We start from the raw sequence: 1,298 nt of genomic DNA, 5'->3' as shown, positions 1-1,298 counted from the left end.
GATCAGCACCGCATCGGCCTGCTCGATTCCTTCGATGGTCGGGTTGAAGATGTAGCTCGCCCGGCCGAGCGCCGGGTCGAGTGCGGCGCCGTCCTGGCGGCAATCGGTATTCTTCGAGCCGAGCGAAGCCATCAGCAGCTTGAGCGCATAGGTTTCCTCGACGGCGGCGAGATCGCCCGCGATAGCGCCGATCTTTTCGGGCGCCGTCTTCGATACCGCGTCCTTGATCGCGGCGAAGGCCTCGGCCCAGCTGGCGGCAACCAACCTGCCGTCCTTGCGCACATAGGGGCGGTCGAGACGCTGCGTGCGCAGGCCGTCCCAGATAAATCGGGTCTTGTCGGAGATCCACTCCTCGTTCACCGCCTCGTTGACGCGCGGCAGGATGCGCATCACTTCGCGGCCCCGGCTATCGACACGGATCGCCGAGCCGACCGCATCCATCACATCGATGGATTCGGTCTTGGTCAGCTCCCACGGCCGCGCCTGGAAGGCGAATGGCTTCGAGGTCAGCGCGCCGACCGGGCAAAGGTCGATGACATTGCCCTGCAGCTCCGACGTCATCGCCTGTTCGAGATAGGTGGTGATCTCGGCATCCTCGCCGCGGCCGATCAGGCCCAGTTCGGAAATGCCGGCGACTTCGGTGGTGAAGCGGACGCAGCGCGTGCAGTGGATGCAGCGGTTCATCACCGTCTTCACCAGCGGCCCGATGTATTTGTCTTCGACCGCGCGCTTGTTCTCGTGATAGCGCGAGGAATCGACGCCGAAGGCCATCGCCTGGTCCTGCAGGTCGCATTCGCCGCCCTGGTCGCAGATCGGGCAATCCAGCGGATGGTTGATCAGCAGGAACTCCATCACGCCTTCCCTGGCCTTCTTGACCATCGGCGTGTTGGTGAAGATTTCCGGCGCCTCGCCATTCGGCCCGGGACGCAGGTCGCGCACGTTCATGGCGCAGGAGGCCTGCGGCTTGGGCGGCCCGCCCTTCACCTCGATCAGGCACATGCGGCAATTGCCGGCGATCGAGAGCCGCTCATGGAAGCAGAAGCGCGGCACTTCCGCGCCAGCGTCTTCCGCCGCCTGCAGCAGCGTGTAGTGGTCGGGTACAGTGATCTCTTTCCCGTCGACCTTGAGCTTTGCCATTCGCCTCAAACCCCTGCGGAGTTCCCGCAATCTCTTTGTCCGGACGCGGTCGAGACCACGTCAGGCATTTCATTCACTTGACGGCGAGCGCCGCCGCTTGGGCTGTCCAATCGTCGCGGCCGATACGGCCGCCGAGCGACAGATAATCCTCGACCCAGGCA

At 64.4% G+C, this 1,298-nt stretch carries 1 protein-coding gene; it reads right to left on the bottom strand.

Going from position 1 to position 1,298, the window contains the following annotated elements:
• The coding region (gene nuoG, locus EN939_RS34580; protein ID WP_127271868.1) for an NADH-quinone oxidoreductase subunit NuoG at window positions 1–1,137 on the bottom strand (1,137 nt) is incomplete at its 3' end.
• Between the last annotated feature and the right edge of the window lie 161 nt (window positions 1,138–1,298).

Source organism: Mesorhizobium sp. M7A.F.Ca.CA.002.05.1.1 (assembly GCF_003998335.1).
Lineage (GTDB): Bacteria > Pseudomonadota > Alphaproteobacteria > Rhizobiales > Rhizobiaceae > Mesorhizobium.
Note: the sequence above shows the minus strand (reverse complement) of the source record. Positions and strands in the feature narration are given on the sequence as shown.